Origin of the sequence: Sinorhizobium sp. M4_45 (assembly GCF_002885915.1) — a bacterium.
Taxonomy (GTDB): Bacteria; Pseudomonadota; Alphaproteobacteria; order Rhizobiales; family Rhizobiaceae; genus Sinorhizobium; species Sinorhizobium meliloti_A.
Genome location: NZ_NWVE01000015.1, coordinates 34,104 through 48,310, shown reverse-complemented (window position 1 = coordinate 48,310; position 14,207 = coordinate 34,104). Strand labels below are relative to the sequence as shown.

Sequence of the window (14,207 nt, the reverse complement as noted above, 5' to 3'; positions counted from 1 at the left end):
AGAGAGGAACTGAAATGAACTTCGCACCGAAACTTGCCAAGACCCTTCTGTCGGCGGCCGCCATCGCGCTCGTCACGACGACTGCCTGGGCCGCCAGCCTTACCGTCGGCGGCAAAAACTTCACCGAGCAGCTGATCATCGCAGAGATCACCAAGCAGCTCCTTCAGAGCAAGGGCCACACGGTCGACAAGAAAGACGGCATGGGCACGAAGATCGTTCGCGCCGCACTGGAGAACGGCGAGGTCGATCTCTACTGGGAATATACGGGGACGTCGCTCATCACCTTCAACAAGGTGACGGAACGGCTTTCGCCGGAGGAGACCTACAACCGCGTCAAGGAACTCGACGGTGAGAAAGGCCTCGTCTGGCTGGCGCCGTCCGCGGCGAACAACACCTACGCCTATGTCATCAAGCCGGGCAACGCCAAGACGGACGGCATGGAGACGATCTCCGACCTCGCCAAGGCGTATAACGACGGCAAGGATGTCCTCATGGGCACGACGGCCGAATTTCCGAAGCGTCCGGACGGCCTGATCGGCTTGGAGAAGGTCTACGGTTTCGAAACCGGCCGGGCCAATATCCGGCCGATGGATCTTGGTCTCGCCTATAACGCACTCGCCAATGGCGATCTCGACACGATCGCCGCGCAGGCGACCGACGGCCAGATCGCGGCGCTCGGATTGAAGACGCTGAAGGACGACAAGGGCTTCTTCCCCAACTATGCGCTGACCCCCGTCGTGCGCAAGGAAGTGCTCGACGCGAATCCGGATCTCAAGGAAACGCTCGAAGCGGTCTCGAAGAAGCTCGATGACGCCACGATGCAGCGTTTGAACAGCCAGGTCGATGTGGAGAAGAAGACCATCGAAACGGTCGCCGCCGACTATCTGAAGTCGCTCGGCATGTAAACGCGCCGCATCTATCGACGAACGTCTCGTCCCGCCTGCAGGTTTTCTGCCGGCGGGCGGGAAGGGTGCGTGCCGGAGAACCGGGCGCAGATATACCGGACCGGCCGTGCCGGCCGTCTTTTCGAGGAACTCCGAGAATGGTCAAGATATCAAACGTCCGCGTCCGCCCGCTGGTACTGCCGCTCAAGCAACCCTACCACTGGTCCTACGGCATCCGTGAATCCTTCGCGGTCAACCTCATCGAGATCGAGGCAGATGACGGCACAGTAGGGGTCGGCGAGTGCACGGTCGCGCCGGACCAGACCGGTACGGCGGCTATCCTCTATCGCCTCGCCAAACACCTCGTCGGCCATTCGCCCCATGATGTGGCGCCGCTCATCGCGCGCATCTTTCACCAGGAATATCTCGGACACGGCGCCAATATCATGCGGGCGGCCAATCAGATATTTTCCGGCATCGACCTGGCCATGTGGGATCTGCAGGGCAAGCTCGCCGGCCTGCCGGTCCACCAGCTGCTCGGGGGGGCTCACAGGAAGGCGGTCGGCTACTTCTATTTCCTGCAGGGCGAGACCGCCGAGGAGCTTGCGAGCGATGCCGCGGTCGGTCACGCCGAGGGCGAGCGGGTCTTCTATCTCAAGGTCGGCCGCGGCGAGAAGCTCGACCTGGAGATCACCGCGGCGGTTCGCCGCGAGATCGGCGACGCGCGCCTGCGCCTCGATGCAAACGAAGGCTGGAGCGTCCATGACGCGATCAACATGTGCCGAAAGCTCGAAAAATTCGACATCGAGTTCATCGAGCAGCCAACGGTGAGCTGGAGCATTCCGGCCATGGCGCATGTCCGCGAGAAAGTCGGTATCCCGATCGTTGCGGATCAGGCCGCCTTTACGCTCTACGACGTCTATGAGATATGCCGCCAGCGTGCCGCGGACATGATCTGCATCGGTCCGCGTGAAATCGGCGGCATACAGCCGATGATGAAGGCGGCAGCCGTGGCGGAGGCCGCCGGACTGAAGATCTGCATCCATTCTTCCTTTACCACCGGCATCACCACCTGCGCGGAACACCACATAGGGCTCGCCATTCCCAATCTCGACGACGGTAACCAGATCATGTGGCAGCTCGTCCAGAAGGATATCGTCTCCTCACCCGACCTGGCCCCCAAAAAAGGCTGGCTGGATGCCTTCAGGAAGCCCGGACTCGGTTTCCAGCTCGCCGAAGACCTGGTCGCCGAAGGCGAAAGACGCTACGCGGCAAGTCGATGACACCGGTCGAAACCTCCCGTGAAGAGATCGAGGTAGTTTGCCTCAAGGCGCTGACGGTCCATGGTGCGGCAGCCAAAAACGCACGCGCCGTGGCGAGCGCGATCGCCACGGCGGAGGCCGACGGCAATCGCGTCTGCGGCCTTTACTACCTGCCGATCTTCTGCAGGCACCTGGCGATCGGAAAGGTCGCTGGAGAAGCCGTTCCCGAGGTGACGACGCGCGGTGTGACGGTCACGGTCGACGCGAGATCCGGCTTCGCACATCCCGCCATTGCCGCCGGTACGCCGGTCCTGATCGACCTCGCACGCCAAGCGGGCCTCGCGGCAATGGCGGTGCGCAACTCCTATAATTGCCTCGCCCTCGGTCATCACGTCCGGCCCCTTGCCGACGCCGGCCTGATCGGCATCTGCGTTTCGAATGCGCCTGCCTCCGTTGCGCCGCCCGGGGCGACGCGGGCGCTTTTCGGCACGAACCCGCTTGCCTTCGCCGTGCCTTCGAAAGAAGGGGCTCCGGCAATCGTCGTGGACCAGAGCATGAGTGCCGTCACCAAGACCGAGATGATCCTGCGCCGCGATCGCGGCGAGGCAATCCCGATCGGCTGGGCGCAGGACGGGAACGGCCAGCCGACGACCGACGCGGCCATCGGGCTGGAAGGCTCGCTGCTGCCCGCCGGCGGTCGCAAGGGCGCCAATATCGCCCTTCTCGTGGAGATCCTTGCTGCCGCCCTGACCGGTTCTGCCGTCAGCACGGAGGCGAGCGCCTTCGGAAGCGACGAGGGTGGGCCGCCGCATGTCGGCCAATTCCTGATCGTCATCGACCCTGGTCACTTCGCCGCCGATCGCTTCTGCGAAGCGATGGATAATCTGGTCGCCTCCCATGGCGCCGCCGGCGTAAGGCTTCCCGGCCACTCCGGACGAAAGCAGCCCGTTTTCGTCGATGCCGATCTCTGGAAGAAGGCGGTTTCGCTTTCGGAATCGAAGGACGGTCGAAATCCTCGTTAGAGCTGGGCGGTCGTGTCTATCTTGCGAAATCGCATTCCCTGCCATATATTTTGCACAGGAAATATGTTCTTGGATATGGCGCAAGATGGCTCAGTCTCAAAAGACCCAAAGCGATGGCGGACCGTTGATACTGTCCTACATGGACAAGGGCGGAAAGATCGCGGTTCAGCAGGTCGCGGACGGCTTCGGCATGTCGAAAACGCAACTTGCCGAAACGGCCGGGCTTGCGCGTGAAACGCTCTACCGGCTGGAGCGCAGCCGGGCGACGAAGACGCAGAACCGCCTCCGCGAAATGCTCGAGATCATCAGCCGTGTCACCGACTGGGCGGGCGGCAAGGAGCAGGCAATGGCGTGGTATCGCGCCCAGCCCCTCCCGGCATTCGGCGGACGAACGGCCGAAGCTCTGGTGAAGGACGGCAAGGCGGCGGCCGTGCGCGATTATCTCGACCACATGGCCCTCGGGGGCTTTGCTTGAGGTTCACCGGAACCTGCTATCGCGCGCATGACCCACGCTGGCCTTTCAAGCCTACATCCGGCGATGGCGCGGCATTAAAGGGCGCGCGCTTCAACCCGAAGGGCTTGAAAACGCTTTACCTTGCACTCAGCATCATGACAGCGGTCAAGGAGGCCAATCAGGGCTTCGCCCATCGTATCGATCCTTGCGTGCTTTGCTCCTACGACATCGATTGCGCCGACATCGCTGATCTGACGACCGAGAGGGGGAGGGCGGAACACGGGGTATCGCTGGAGGAGATGGCCTGCAGCTGGGCGGGCGCGCTTGCCGAGGGGAGGCGTCCGGCCTCCTCGGCCATTTACGACCGTCTTCATCCGCGCGGGACCGCCGGCATCCTGGTTCCGAGTTTCGCACCGGGGACCGAAGCGGAAGACCGGAATCTCGTACTTTGGACGTGGGGACCGGATCTGCCGCATCGCGTCGACGTGTATGATCCAAGTGGCCGGCTGCCTAAAGATCAGCTCTCCTGGGGCTGACTGCGTTTCCGTGGTGAAGTGCTTTCCGAGAATTCCGTACGCGTCGCATTGCGCCGGAATTGCGCCGGGGACTTTCCGGTCCATTTCCGGAATGCGCGGTGAAAGGCGCTCGGCTCGGAAAAGCCGAGCTCGACGGCAAGCTGGGCCACATTCGTCCGGCCGTCGGCGAGGGCTTCCATCGCAAGCGCCCGGCGCAGGTCCTCCTTGATCGATCGATAGGTCTGGCCCTCCTGCTTCAATCTGCGTCGAAGGGTCGGCACTGCAATCCGCATGCGCGCGGCAAGCGCCTCGAAACCCGGCCAGGCGGACGGAGCCGTGGCATGGAGCCGCTGGCGTATTGCCGCGGACAATCCTGCGTCGTGGCGATAGCGCACGAGAATATTTGCAGGCGCATGCCGGAGGAAGTGCTTCAGTGCCCGCTCATCACGAATGGGCGGCAGTTTCAGGTACTCTGCATCGAAAACGAGCCGCGTCCGGGGCTGATCGAAGTGGACGGGCGCGCCAAAGAAGAGCCGATAATCGGTTCCGGCGGGGGGCGCACTGCAGCGGAAGTCGACCCAGCGGATCGGAAGCCGGCGTCCGATCAGCCAGCAATTGACGCCATGCAGGATGATCCAGAAGGTACGATAGGCGAAGGCGGAGCGCGTCGCGCCGGCGTCCTTCAGGACGATCTGTGCCAGCCCGTTTTCGACGACCAGCTCGCCATGCGGTTCCTCGAGAACCACCCTGAGGAAGCGCAGCGCTCGCCGCAGCGCATGTTCGAGCGTCGCGGTTGAAAGAATGGCGTGGCACAGCAATGCGAAGCTGCCGGCGCGCATCGGCCGGGCGCCCTCGCCGAAAAACTCGTCATCCATCGCCTGTGCCACCGCATGCCAGAAGGCGCCGTATTGTTCGGCCGAAACCGGACCGGTGACGACGGATGGCAGGCCGGCTTGTGCAAGGAGGGGTTCGGCGTCCACTCCATGGCGCTGGAGGCATTCGAGCGTATCGTCCATGAAACATGGGGCGATCATCCGGCGTTCCATGGGCGACGTCCCTCTCGTCGAACATTGCAAAAGCGATCACATAATCTGAGTCATTCGGTCATTGCATACCATATTTCTCCTCTGCATCATCCCGGTTGGAAAAAGTTGGAGCTGGAGCCTATGCAACTCAAGGGCCGCGTCTTTATCGTCACGGGGGCCAGTTCCGGACTGGGCGCGGCTGTGACGCGCATGCTGGCTCAGGAGGGCGCGAGGGTGCTGGGGCTTGACCTGAAGCCTCAAGCGGGAGAGGCGCTTGCCGCCGAACTCGGCGCGGCGGTGTGCTTCCGAAATGCCGACGTGACGAGTGAGGCCGACGCCACCGCCGCTCTGGCGTTCGCGAAGCAGGAATTCGGGCACGTCCACGGATTGGTGAATTGTGCCGGCACTGCGCCCGGCGAGAAGATTCTCGGCAGGAGCGGCCCGCACGCACTGGGCAGTTTCGCCCGCACGGTCGCCGTCAATCTGATCGGGACATTCAACATGATACGGCTTGCCGCCGAGGTCATGTCGCAGGGAGTGCCGGACGCCGACGGAGAGCGGGGGGTGATCGTCAATACCGCCTCGATCGCCGCTTTCGACGGGCAAATCGGCCAGGCCGCCTACGCTGCGTCGAAAGGCGGCGTCGCCGCGCTGACGCTTCCGGCCGCGCGCGAGCTCGCGCGTTTTGGAATTCGCGTCGTCACCATTGCGCCTGGCATCTTCGATACGCCGATGATGGCCGGTATGCCTCAGGATGTTCAGGACGCGCTCGCGGCAAGTGTGCCCTTTCCTCCGCGTCTTGGTCGGGCCGAGGAATATGCCGCCCTCGTGAAGCATATTTGCGAGAATACGATGCTTAATGGCGAGGTCATCCGCCTCGACGGGGCTTTGCGCATGGCGCCCCGGTAAGCATGGCCATGCAGGGAGGTTCGAATGAACAAGCAGGATCCTGTGGTCATCGTCGGGCAGGCCCGAACCCCGCTTGGCAGTTTCCAAGGTGAGTTGAGGGACCTTTGCGCCGCCGAGCTAGGGGCGGCCGCGATTGCCGATGCTCTGAAGCGCGCCGGGCTTGCCCCGGATGCAGTCGATGAGGTGCTGTTCGGTTGTGTCCTGACCGCGGGACAGGGACAGGCGCCAGCCCGTCAGGCTGCGCTCGGTGCGGGTCTTCCCCCCGGCGTCGGCGCGACCACCGTTAACAAGATGTGCGGTTCGGGCATGAAGGCGACGATGCTGGCACACGACCTGATCAAGGCGGATTCCGCCTCGATCGTGGTTGCGGGCGGCATGGAGAGCATGACCAATGCCCCCTATCTGCTCGACCGCGCGCGGCAGGGCTATCGCATCGGGCACCAGAAGGTACTGGACCACATGTTCCTCGATGGCCTCGAGGATGCCTACGACAAGGGGCGCCTGATGGGCACGTTTGCCGAGGATTGCGCCGAAGCCTACCAATTCACCCGCAGCGCCCAGGATGAGTATGCCATTGCGTCCCTCGAGAAGGCGCAAAAGGCAAGTGCCGACGGCAGCTTTGCGGAGGAGATCGTCCCCTTGAGCATCGTCTCGGGCAAGGGGGAACGAACCGTCAGCCTGGACGAGCAGCCGCAAAAGGCGCGGTTCGACAAGATTCCCCTGTTGAAACCGGCTTTTCGCGACGGCGGCACGATCACGGCTGCCAACGCCTCTTCGATTTCGGACGGCGCGGCGGCGCTGGTGCTGATGCGCCGGTCGGCGGCGGATCAAAAGGGCATCGCGCCTCTGGCGACGATCTGCGGTCACTCCACCCATGCGGATGCACCCAGTCTCTTTCCGACGGCGCCGATCGGAGCGATCAAGGCACTCTGCCGGCGCATCGGCTGGGACATCGGTGAGGTCGATCTCTTCGAAATCAACGAGGCCTTTGCCGTCGTGCCGATGGCGGCAATGCGCGAATTGGACCTTGCCGCGGAAAAGGTGAACGTCCACGGCGGCGCCTGCGCACTGGGCCATCCAATCGGCGCCTCGGGCGCCCGGGTAATCGTCACGCTCGTCAATGCGCTGCGCCGCCGCGGCCTCAGACGCGGCATAGCTTCCGTCTGTATCGGCGGCGGCGAGGCGACCGCGGTGGCGGTGGAGATATCAGGCTGAGGGAGGACAGGGCGCAGCACGCACGGCGGCGCGCCTAGCAGGTGGAGGGTGGCGGGCATTGGCGGGCGCCGATGCCTCGGAGACATAGAAGAGGCCCGTCCAGGGAACGATACGATCCAAAGTCGCCGGTACGGAATGCCTGACGCGTATCTCTGCGCGCCAGACGGCTTTCTGCGTCACGAGTGGGCAGCGCAGGAGGCTTCATCGGGGGCCCGCAGCAGTACTGGGAGCGCAACAATGAAGAAACTACTCTTGTCCGCCGTGGTCGCGACGTCCATCGTCGCACCCGGAGGCACTGCCTGGGCCGACATCCTGATCGGTGTCGCCGGTCCGGTCACGGGTCCGAACGCTGCTTTCGGAGCGCAGTTCGTCAAGGGCGCGGAACGCGCCGTTGCCAATCTCAACGCCGCCGGCGGTGTGCTTGGCGAAAAGCTCAAGATCGTCATCGGAGACGACGTTTCGGACCCCAAGCAGGGCATTTCGGTTGCCAACAAGTTCGTCGCGGACGGCGTCCGCTACGTCGTGGGGCATTACAATTCCGGCGTATCGATCCCCGCTTCGGAAGTTTATGCGGAAAACGGTGTGCTCCAGATCACGCCCGCATCGACAAATCCGCAGTTCACCGAGCGCGGCCTTTGGAACACGTTCCGCACCTGCGGGCGTGACGACCAGCAGGGCAAGGTCGCGGGCGAGTACATCGCCGCCAATTTTCACGGGGACAAGATAGCGATCGTCCACGACAAGACGCCCTACGGGCAAGGTATCGTCGACGTGGCGAAGCAGGTGCTGAACGGCGCAGGCATCGAAGAAGTGCTTTACGAGGGAATTACCGCCGGAGAGAAAGACTTCTCGGCGCTGATCGCCAAGATGAAGAATGCCAGCGTGACGCTCATCTACTTCGGAGGACTGCATACCGAGGCCGGCCTGATCATGCGACAGTCCGCCGATCAGGGGCTCGGCGCCACCCTCTTTTCCGGCGACGGCATGGTTTCCAGCGAACTGGCATCGATCGCCGGCGACGCAGTCGTCGGGACGCTGAACACCTTCGCTCCCGATCCGCGGCGCAATCCGGCCGCCAAGGAGGTGGTCGAAACCTTCCGTGCCGCCGGCTTCGAGCCGGAAGCCTATACGCTCTACGCCTATATCGCCGTGCAGATCGTTGCCGCGGCCATCGAGAAAACGGGTTCGGCCGACGACGCGCAGAAGGTCGCCGAAACCATCAAGGCGGGCGGACCGTGGTCGACCGTCCTGGGTGAGATCGGTTATGACGACAAGGGCGATATCACGCGTCCGGATTATGTGATCTACGAATGGAAAAAAGGCGAGGACGGAAGGCCTACCTATTTTCAGAAATAGAGCACCGACGGTTGCATGAAGTGCGGCGTTCGTGAACATCATGGCTGCGGCAGGAGAAGGGCCCGCCGCAGCCATGATCCGGCGACCGAATTCAGATCCATATCTCAAAGCGTTGGCAAGACCGCCCGAACATGTTCGGCGAAGGCCGCGACCGCGGGAGATTGGTGGTCGGCATCAGCGAACGCCAGCAAGATGCCCAGATGCGGCAGTTCCGGAAGCGGCGCATTCAGGATGTGGAGATCCGGCGGAACGGCTTCCTGCGTCATGACGCTGACGGCAAGCCCGGAGCGTGCAAGACCGATCAGACCAGCAAGACTGTTGCTCGCATAGGATATCTTGTAGCGCAATCCGGCGCGCGCCATCGCCTCCCGGGCTGCGCGATGGTCCATGGCGTTCGACGCCGGCAGCGCCAGGGGCACCGTGTCGCCGAAATCATGCAGCTCCAGCGCCGGCTTGCTGCCGACCCAGGCGAGCGGCTCCGTTCTGATGATGGTTTCGACGTCGTTCAGGTTGGGCGTCGAAACGAGCGCGAGATCGACCTTGTGCGATTGCAGAAGCGCCCGCAATTCGGCCGTGGGAGCGGATACGACCTTGATTTCGACGTCGGGGTATTTTGTGCCGAAGCTCCTCAGGAGCGCCGGAAAGAAGGATATCAGATAGTCCTCCGGGCTGCCGAAAACCATGGAGCCGTGCAAACCCTTTTCGGAAAAGGCCGACACCGCCTCGTCGTGCATTTTCAGGATGCGTTCGGCATGAGCGAGAAAGCGTTCGCCGCTGCCGGTGAGCCGAACACCGCTGCCGCTGCGATGCAGCAGGCTCTGGCCGAGCATCTCCTCGAGCCGCTGCATCTGCATCGTGACCGCGGACTGCGTACGCCCGACCTGCACCGCCGTCGCGCTCAGCGACCCGGAATGGGCAGCATGCACGAAGGTGATCAGCAGGCGAAGGTCGAGCGGTCCGTGCATATCAACTTTCCTTATATCTGAATCCCAATACTATCAATTTTACACAGAACTTGTCAGCCGCTATCGATTCCCGGGTGTTTGGAGGCTTACAATGTCGAAAAATCAGGATCCCACCTTTTGGGCGGCCGCGAGCAGGCATCTGATACGCTATGGCGGAAGCTTTGACCCGGCGATCATCGAGCGGGCCCGGGGCTCCTTCGTTTTCGATGCGGACGATCGGCCCATCCTCGATTTCACATCGGGACAGATGAGTGCGTTGGTCGGCCATTCCCATCCGCGGATCGTCGAAACCGTCCAGCGACAGATGGAAAAGGTCGCGCACTTGTTCAGCGGAATGCTGTCGCGGCCTGTCGTCGACCTGGCGGAGCGCCTGGCCGCGCTGGCGCCCGGCCTCGACAGGGTCATGCTGCTTTCGACCGGGGCGGAGTCCAACGAGGCGGCGATCCGCATGGCCAAGCTGGTCACCGGCAGGCATGAAATCGTCGCCTTCTCGAAAAGCTGGCACGGCATGACTGGCGCGGCGAGTTCCGCCACGTACAGTGCCGGCCGCAGGGGATATGGCCCCGCGATGGTCGGCTCGCTCACCATTCCCGCGCCCAACGCGTTCCGTCCGCGCTTTCGCCACCCCGACGGCAGCCTCGACTGGGAGACGGAACTGGACGATGCCTTCGCGCTCATAGACAGCCAGTCGACCGGCAGCCTCGCCGCCTTCATAGCCGAACCGATCCTGTCGAGCGGCGGAATGCTCGAATTGCCGCAGGGCTATCTCGCAGCGCTGAAGGAGAAATGCCACGCGCGCGGAATGCTGCTCATTCTGGACGAGGCGCAAACCGGGATCGGCCGGACCGGCAGCATGTTCGCATTTCAGCGCGACGGCGTCACGCCCGACATACTCACGCTTTCGAAGACGATCGGCGCCGGCTTGCCGCTTTCCGCCGTGATGACGACCGCCGAGATCGAAGACGCGGCACATGAGAAGGGTTTCCTCTTCTACACGACGCATGTCTCGGATCCCTTGCCGGCCGCGGTAGGGCTGGCCGTGCTCGATGTCGTTGCCGAGGAAGGGCTCGTCGACCGCGCCCGCCTGACAGGCGCGAAGCTCTTCCACGGACTGTTGCAACTGAAGCAGAGGTTCGAATGCGTCGGCGACATTCGCGGCCGCGGCCTCATGCTCGGCGTCGAAATCGTTAAGCCAGGCCCGAGCAGGAGCGCCGATCACGAGCTTGGCGGCAGGATCGCCGCCGAGGCTTTCCGCCGGGGATTGAGCATGAACATCGTCAAGCTTCCCGGCATGGGCGGCGTGTTCCGCATCGCGCCGCCGTTGACGATTTCCGAGGAGGAGATCGACCTCGGGCTGGGCATCATCACGCAGTCCATCGAGGCGGCTCTGTCCCTCGGCGCGGGCCTTCCCGATCTTGCGGCAGAATAGGGAAGGCAGCCGATGACCGAAACGAATCGCACCGGCGGTGGCCTTGGCGACGGAGCCGGAACTCCGTCGCACGCGGCGGACACCATTCGTGTCCTTGTCGCCAAGCTGGGCCTCGATGGCCATGACCGCGGCGCCAAAGTGGTGGCCCGCATTCTGCGCGATGCCGGCATGGAAGTGGTCTATACGGGGCTCTACAAGTCGCCGAAGGACGTCGTCGCGGCGGCGATCCAGGAGGATGTCGACGTCATCGGCGTCAGCCTTCTTTCGGGGTCGCATGTCCCGCTCTTTCGCGAATTGTGCGGCTGCCTTCGCGAGGAGGGCGCCGAGCACGTTCTCGTGGTCGCCGGCGGCGTGATCCCCGAGCAGGACTATCCCGCCTTGCTGGAATGCGGCGTCGATGCGATCGTTCCGCAGGAGGCGCGTGCGGAGGTGATCGTCACGGCGATTGCCGACCTCGTTGCCGCCCGTGGCCGCATATGACCGTCGTCACGCAGTCCGGATCGGCGAAGCGCGGGGTCTACAAGCCCTCCACGGAGTTGGCCGAGGGCGTCCTGGCCGGGCGGCCGATCGCCATTGCCCGGATGATTTCCCGCGCCGAAGAGGGGCATAGGGAAGCGGCCTTTGCCCTGGGCGAACTCTACAAGCGCGGTGGAAGAGCTCATGTCGTCGGGATTACCGGCGTCCCGGGCGCAGGCAAGTCCACGCTCGTTTCCGCCCTGATCAAGGCCTATGCCGCCGAAGGCCACAAGGTCGGCGTCATTGCGGTCGATCCGAGCAGCCCGTTTTCGGGTGGCGCAATACTGGGCGATCGCGTCCGGATGAGCGATGCGGCCGCGGCGGGCAATGCCTTCGTGCGCAGCATGGCGACCCGAGGTCACCTCGGCGGACTGGCGCGCTCGACACTCCAGGCCGTCGATATCCTCGACGCGGCTGGTTATTCGCCGATCATCATCGAAACGGTCGGAGTGGGACAAGACGAGGTGGAGGTGGTCGCGGCGGCGCACACGATCGTCGTCCTGTCCGCGCCCGGCCTCGGTGACGACATACAGGCGATCAAGGCCGGCATCCTGGAAATCGCGGACATCCACGCCGTCAGCAAATGCGACAAGCCCGAGGCATCGGCAACGGTGTCGGCGCTTCGGGGGATGATGGCGCTTGGCGGAGACGGCGCCGGTTCGGACTGGAAGCCGCCTGTCCTGCCGGTCAGCTCCGTTTCGGGCGAACGCGTCCGCGAATTGAAGAACACCATCGGGGAGCACTGGGCGCATCTGAACGGAAGTGGCGAACTGGCAGACCGTCAGCGCAACATCTGCAGGACGCGCATTCTCGGAACGGCCAGGCACCTGTTTCAGCAGAAATTTCAGCGGGAGCCAGAGACGCTCGAGCGGCATGTTCGGGCCGTGGCGGACCGGCGGATCGATCCGTCCGTCGCCGCGCGCGCTCTGCTGGGTTGGGAGGACGACTCATGGACGACGTGAAACTGTTCTCGGGAGCGGCGATCGAAGACATCCGGCGAAGACAGACCGAATGGGAGGAGGGCGCTTTAGCCGCCGCTCTCGAAAGGCGGCCGGAGGAGAAGCCGGTGTTTGAGACGGAATGCGGCATCCCGCTGAAGCGGGTCTATACGGCGGCCGACATTGCCGATATTCCCGCAAGCGAGCTCGGTTTTCCGGGCGCCTATCCCTTCACGCGGGGCGTCTATCCGACCATGTATCGGGGCCGGCCCTGGACCATCCGCCAGGTCGCCGGCTTCGGCAACCCCGAGGCGACCAACCAACGCTACAAATACATGATCCAGACGGGTCAGACCGGTCTTTCGACCGATTTCGATCTTCCGACGTTGCTGGGGCTCGATTCCGACGACCCTATGGCCTTCGGCGAGGTCGGGCGTGTCGGCGTCGCCATCGATACGGTGGACGACGTCGACCGCCTGTTCGACGGCATCGACCTCGAGAAGATCTCGGTCTCTCTCACCATAAATCCCTCAGCCTGGGTCATATACGCCATGTTCGTCACGGTGGCGCAACAGCGTGGTTGCGACCTGCATAAGCTCACCGGCACGCTGCAGGCCGACCCGCTCAAGGAATACGTTGCCCAGAAGGAATGGATCTACCCGGTTCAGCCGGCCGTCCGGCTGCTGCGCGACCTCATCATGCACAGCGCCTGCGCCACCCCGAAGATCAATCCCGTCAGCCTCAGCGGATATCACCTCTCGGATGTCGGCGGGAATGCGCTTCAGGAAATCGCTTTCATCATGGCTTTCACCATTGCCTATTGCGAAGAGGTGACCAAGGCCGGCATGGATATCGACGAGTTTGCCCCCCGCCTGTCGTTCTTCTTCATCAGTCATCAGGACTTCTTCGAGCAGATCTGCAAGTTCCGGGCCGCGCGGCGCGTCTATGCCAAGATCATGTCGGAGCGCTTCGGCGCACGCAGACCGGAATCCATGCGTCTGCGCGTGCACGTGCAGACCGCTGCCATGAGCCTGACCAAGGTCGAGCACCACAACAACCTCATGCGAACCGCCATTCAGGCGCTCGGCGCCGTGCTCGGGGGATGCCAGAGCATGCATACCAACGGTCTGGACGAGGCTTTCGCCATCCCCACCGAGGAGGCGATGAAGCTCGCCATCCGAACCCAGCAGATCATCCGCGAAGAGATCAACGTGACCTCGGTGATCGATCCTCTCGGCGGCTCCTACTTCATCGAGCGGCTGACGAAGGACATGGAGGGCGAAGTCTGGAAGATGCTCGATGAAATCGACGAACGGGGCGGCGCGATCAAGCTGGTGGAGGAGGGGTGGTTCCAGCAGAAGCTCGCCGACTCCGCCTATGCGACCTTCAAGAAAATCGACTCGGGAGAAAAGATTTCGGTCGGCGTGAACAAATACGCCGATCCGGCGACCAGTACGGCGGATGTGCACATTCATCCTTATGACGAGCATTGCACGCAGCTGCAAATCGACCGTCTGAACGCCGTGAGGGCGAACCGTGACAACGGGCGCATCCAGCGCCTCCTGAAGGAGCTTGCCGAGCAGGCGCAATCCGAAGACGTCAATCTGCTGCCGAAAACGATCGAACTGGTGAAGGCCAAGGCGACGCTCGGTGAGATCTGCGGCGCTCTTCGGGAGGTCTGGGGCTCCTATGCCGAGCCGATGATCGTGTGAGGAGG

Annotated in this window: 14 protein-coding genes; 12 read left to right on the top strand and 2 right to left on the bottom strand. The window is 63.3% G+C overall.

The window, feature by feature from the left end:
- The first annotated feature begins 14 nt into the window (after positions 1 to 14).
- The 5 genes from CN933_RS29315 (at position 15) to CN933_RS29295 (ending at position 4,158) form a co-directional block, all read left to right on the top strand.
- Entirely contained in the window at positions 15 to 905 is an 891-nt protein-coding gene (locus CN933_RS29315; RefSeq protein ID WP_102763212.1) for a glycine betaine ABC transporter substrate-binding protein, read from the top strand.
- 137 nt (positions 906 to 1,042) lie between these two features.
- Entirely contained in the window at positions 1,043 to 2,167 is a 1,125-nt protein-coding gene (locus CN933_RS29310; protein WP_102763211.1) for a mandelate racemase/muconate lactonizing enzyme family protein, read from the top strand.
- The gene (locus CN933_RS29305) at positions 2,164 to 3,168 is read left to right on the top strand and encodes an Ldh family oxidoreductase (protein WP_102763210.1); all 1,005 of its coding nucleotides are present in this window, start codon (positions 2,164 to 2,166) and stop codon (positions 3,166 to 3,168) included. Before CN933_RS29310 ends, CN933_RS29305 begins: the two co-directional genes overlap by 4 nt.
- A gap of 85 nt (positions 3,169 to 3,253) precedes the next feature.
- Positions 3,254 to 3,643 (top strand): antitoxin Xre/MbcA/ParS toxin-binding domain-containing protein, encoded by a 390-nt coding sequence (locus tag CN933_RS29300; protein ID WP_102763209.1) that lies wholly within the window; start codon positions 3,254 to 3,256, stop codon positions 3,641 to 3,643.
- Entirely contained in the window at positions 3,640 to 4,158 is a 519-nt protein-coding gene (locus tag CN933_RS29295; RefSeq protein WP_102763208.1) for an RES family NAD+ phosphorylase, read from the top strand. The genes CN933_RS29300 and CN933_RS29295 overlap by 4 nt, the downstream gene beginning before the upstream one ends.
- On the opposite strand, the gene CN933_RS29290 is transcribed toward CN933_RS29295, so the two are convergent.
- Positions 4,140 to 5,183 (bottom strand): AraC family transcriptional regulator, encoded by a 1,044-nt coding sequence (locus CN933_RS29290; RefSeq protein WP_102763207.1) that lies wholly within the window; start codon positions 5,181 to 5,183, stop codon positions 4,140 to 4,142. The genes CN933_RS29295 and CN933_RS29290 overlap by 19 nt on opposite strands.
- A 120-nt stretch (positions 5,184 to 5,303) precedes the next feature.
- Here CN933_RS29290 and CN933_RS29285 point away from each other — a divergent pair, with 120 nt between their 5' ends.
- The 3 genes from CN933_RS29285 to CN933_RS29275 all read left to right on the top strand — a co-directional run bounded on the left by CN933_RS29285 (position 5,304) and on the right by CN933_RS29275 (position 8,642).
- The gene (locus tag CN933_RS29285) at positions 5,304 to 6,071 is read left to right on the top strand and encodes an SDR family NAD(P)-dependent oxidoreductase (protein WP_102763206.1); all 768 of its coding nucleotides are present in this window, start codon (positions 5,304 to 5,306) and stop codon (positions 6,069 to 6,071) included.
- 24 nt (positions 6,072 to 6,095) lie between these two features.
- Positions 6,096 to 7,286 carry an acetyl-CoA C-acyltransferase gene (locus tag CN933_RS29280; RefSeq protein WP_102763205.1) on the top strand — a complete coding sequence of 397 codons (1,191 nt, stop codon included), beginning with the start codon at positions 6,096 to 6,098 and terminating at the stop codon, positions 7,284 to 7,286.
- A 237-nt stretch (positions 7,287 to 7,523) separates the two neighbouring features.
- Entirely contained in the window at positions 7,524 to 8,642 is a 1,119-nt protein-coding gene (locus CN933_RS29275; RefSeq protein WP_102763204.1) for a branched-chain amino acid ABC transporter substrate-binding protein, read from the top strand.
- A gap of 104 nt (positions 8,643 to 8,746) precedes the next feature.
- Here CN933_RS29275 and CN933_RS29270 read toward each other — a convergent pair whose 3' ends face one another.
- Positions 8,747 to 9,607 carry a LysR family transcriptional regulator gene (locus tag CN933_RS29270; RefSeq protein ID WP_102763203.1) on the bottom strand — a complete coding sequence of 287 codons (861 nt, stop codon included), beginning with the start codon at positions 9,605 to 9,607 and terminating at the stop codon, positions 8,747 to 8,749.
- A gap of 91 nt (positions 9,608 to 9,698) precedes the next feature.
- On the opposite strand from CN933_RS29270, the gene CN933_RS29265 reads away from it, so the two are divergent.
- From CN933_RS29265 to CN933_RS29250, 4 genes are read left to right on the top strand one after another with little or no spacing between them, the layout of a single operon-like run.
- On the top strand, positions 9,699 to 11,036 hold the full coding sequence (locus CN933_RS29265; protein ID WP_102763202.1) for an aspartate aminotransferase family protein: 1,338 nt from the start codon (positions 9,699 to 9,701) through the stop codon (positions 11,034 to 11,036).
- A gap of 12 nt (positions 11,037 to 11,048) precedes the next feature.
- Positions 11,049 to 11,516 carry a cobalamin B12-binding domain-containing protein gene (locus tag CN933_RS29260; RefSeq protein WP_102763201.1) on the top strand — a complete coding sequence of 156 codons (468 nt, stop codon included), beginning with the start codon at positions 11,049 to 11,051 and terminating at the stop codon, positions 11,514 to 11,516.
- Complete coding sequence (gene meaB / locus CN933_RS29255; protein ID WP_102763200.1) at positions 11,513 to 12,514, top strand: methylmalonyl Co-A mutase-associated GTPase MeaB; 1,002 nt, start codon at positions 11,513 to 11,515, stop codon at positions 12,512 to 12,514. The genes CN933_RS29260 and meaB overlap by 4 nt, the downstream gene beginning before the upstream one ends.
- Entirely contained in the window at positions 12,502 to 14,202 is a 1,701-nt protein-coding gene (locus tag CN933_RS29250; RefSeq protein WP_180980844.1) for a methylmalonyl-CoA mutase family protein, read from the top strand. Before meaB ends, CN933_RS29250 begins: the two co-directional genes overlap by 13 nt.
- Positions 14,203 to 14,207 lie beyond the last annotated feature (5 nt).

Bases quoted from the DNA above. Each gene is read 5' to 3' on its own strand.
- CN933_RS29315 (WP_102763212.1), top strand. From the start codon at position 15: ATGAACTTCGCACCGAAACTTGCCAAGACCCTTCTGTCGGCGGCCGCC.
- CN933_RS29310 (WP_102763211.1), top strand. From the start codon at position 1,043: ATGGTCAAGATATCAAACGTCCGCGTCCGCCCGCTGGTACTGCCGCTC.
- CN933_RS29305 (WP_102763210.1), top strand. From the start codon at position 2,164: ATGACACCGGTCGAAACCTCCCGTGAAGAGATCGAGGTAGTTTGCCTC.
- CN933_RS29300 (WP_102763209.1), top strand. From the start codon at position 3,254: ATGGCTCAGTCTCAAAAGACCCAAAGCGATGGCGGACCGTTGATACTG.
- CN933_RS29290 (WP_102763207.1), bottom strand. From the start codon at position 5,183: ATGGAACGCCGGATGATCGCCCCATGTTTCATGGACGATACGCTCGAA.
- CN933_RS29285 (WP_102763206.1), top strand. From the start codon at position 5,304: ATGCAACTCAAGGGCCGCGTCTTTATCGTCACGGGGGCCAGTTCCGGA.
- CN933_RS29280 (WP_102763205.1), top strand. From the start codon at position 6,096: ATGAACAAGCAGGATCCTGTGGTCATCGTCGGGCAGGCCCGAACCCCG.
- CN933_RS29275 (WP_102763204.1), top strand. From the start codon at position 7,524: ATGAAGAAACTACTCTTGTCCGCCGTGGTCGCGACGTCCATCGTCGCA.
- CN933_RS29270 (WP_102763203.1), bottom strand. From the start codon at position 9,607: ATGCACGGACCGCTCGACCTTCGCCTGCTGATCACCTTCGTGCATGCT.
- CN933_RS29265 (WP_102763202.1), top strand. From the start codon at position 9,699: ATGTCGAAAAATCAGGATCCCACCTTTTGGGCGGCCGCGAGCAGGCAT.
- CN933_RS29260 (WP_102763201.1), top strand. From the start codon at position 11,049: ATGACCGAAACGAATCGCACCGGCGGTGGCCTTGGCGACGGAGCCGGA.
- meaB (WP_102763200.1), top strand. From the start codon at position 11,513: ATGACCGTCGTCACGCAGTCCGGATCGGCGAAGCGCGGGGTCTACAAG.
- CN933_RS29250 (WP_180980844.1), top strand. From the start codon at position 12,502: ATGGACGACGTGAAACTGTTCTCGGGAGCGGCGATCGAAGACATCCGG.